Origin of the sequence: Inhella proteolytica (assembly GCF_016093275.1) — a bacterium.
Taxonomy (GTDB): Bacteria; Pseudomonadota; Gammaproteobacteria; order Burkholderiales; family Burkholderiaceae_C; genus Inhella; species Inhella proteolytica.
The window spans coordinates 1-1223 of record NZ_JAEDAK010000044.1; the positions used below are offsets into that span (position 1 = coordinate 1).

The window sequence follows — 1223 nt, forward strand, 5'->3', positions numbered from 1 at the left end:
CCCAAGCTCCACATCGACAAGCTGCGCGGCCACAAGGAAAAGGTCATCGGCAAGCTCACCGGCGGCCTGGCCCAGATGGCCAAGATGCGCAAGGTCACCGTGGTGCGCGGCTACGGCAGCTTCCTCGACCCACACCATCTGCAGGTCGAGGAGACCACCGGCAGCGCGCAGGACAAGACTGGTAGCCACAAGACCATCCGTTTCAAGGCCGCCATCATTGCGGCCGGCTCGCAGGCCGTGCGCCTGCCCTTCCTGCCCGATGACCCCCGCATCGTCGACAGCACCGGCGCGCTCGCGCTCAAGGAAGTGCCCAAGAAGATGCTCATCATCGGCGGCGGCATCATCGGTCTGGAGATGGGCACGGTGTACTCCACGCTGGGCGCCCGCCTGGATGTCGTCGAGATGATGGATGGCCTGATGCAGGGCGCCGACCGCGACCTCGTCAAGGTCTGGGACAAGATGAACAAGCAGCGCTTCGACAAGGTGATGCTGAAGACCAAGACCGTCGGCGCGCAAGCCACGCCCGAGGGCATCAAGGTCCAGTTCGAAGGCCTGGACGGCACCCAGAGCGAAGGCGTCTACGACCTCGTGCTGCAGGCCGTGGGCCGCACGCCCAACGGCAAGAAGGTCGGCGCCGACAAGGCCGGTGTGGCGGTGTCGGAGCGCGGCTTCATCCCCGTGGACGTGCAGATGCGCACCAACCAGCGCCACATCTTCGCCATCGGCGATCTGGTGGGCCAACCCATGCTGGCCCACAAGGCCGTGCACGAGGCCCATGTGGCGGCCGAGGTCATCGCCGGCGAACTCAAGGGCGACGCCAAGCTGGCGAGTGCCGCCTTCAATGCCCGCGTCATCCCGAGCGTCGCCTACACCGACCCCGAGGTCGCCTGGGTGGGTCTGACCGAAGAGCAGGCCAAGGCCGAGGGGCGCAAGGTCGAGAAGGGCCTGTTCCCCTGGGCCGCATCCGGCCGCGCCATCGCCAACGGCCGCGACGAGGGCTTCACCAAGCTGCTGTTCGATGCCGAGACCCACCGCATCGTCGGCGGCGGCATCGTCGGCACCCATGCGGGCGACATGATTGGCGAGATCGCACTGGCCATCGAGATGGGCGCGGATGCGGTGGACATCGGCAAGACCATCCACCCGCACCCCACGCTGGGCGAGAGCATCGGCATGGCGGCCGAGGTGGCGCACGGCAGTTGCACGGACGTACCGCCGGCGCG

The 1223-nt window shown here is 67.5% G+C and carries 1 protein-coding gene; it reads left to right on the top strand.

The annotated features are described in order from the left end of the window. Positions 1 to 1223 (top strand): dihydrolipoyl dehydrogenase family protein (locus I7X39_RS22975; RefSeq protein ID WP_198113695.1); only part of this gene is annotated, 1223 nt, incomplete at both ends.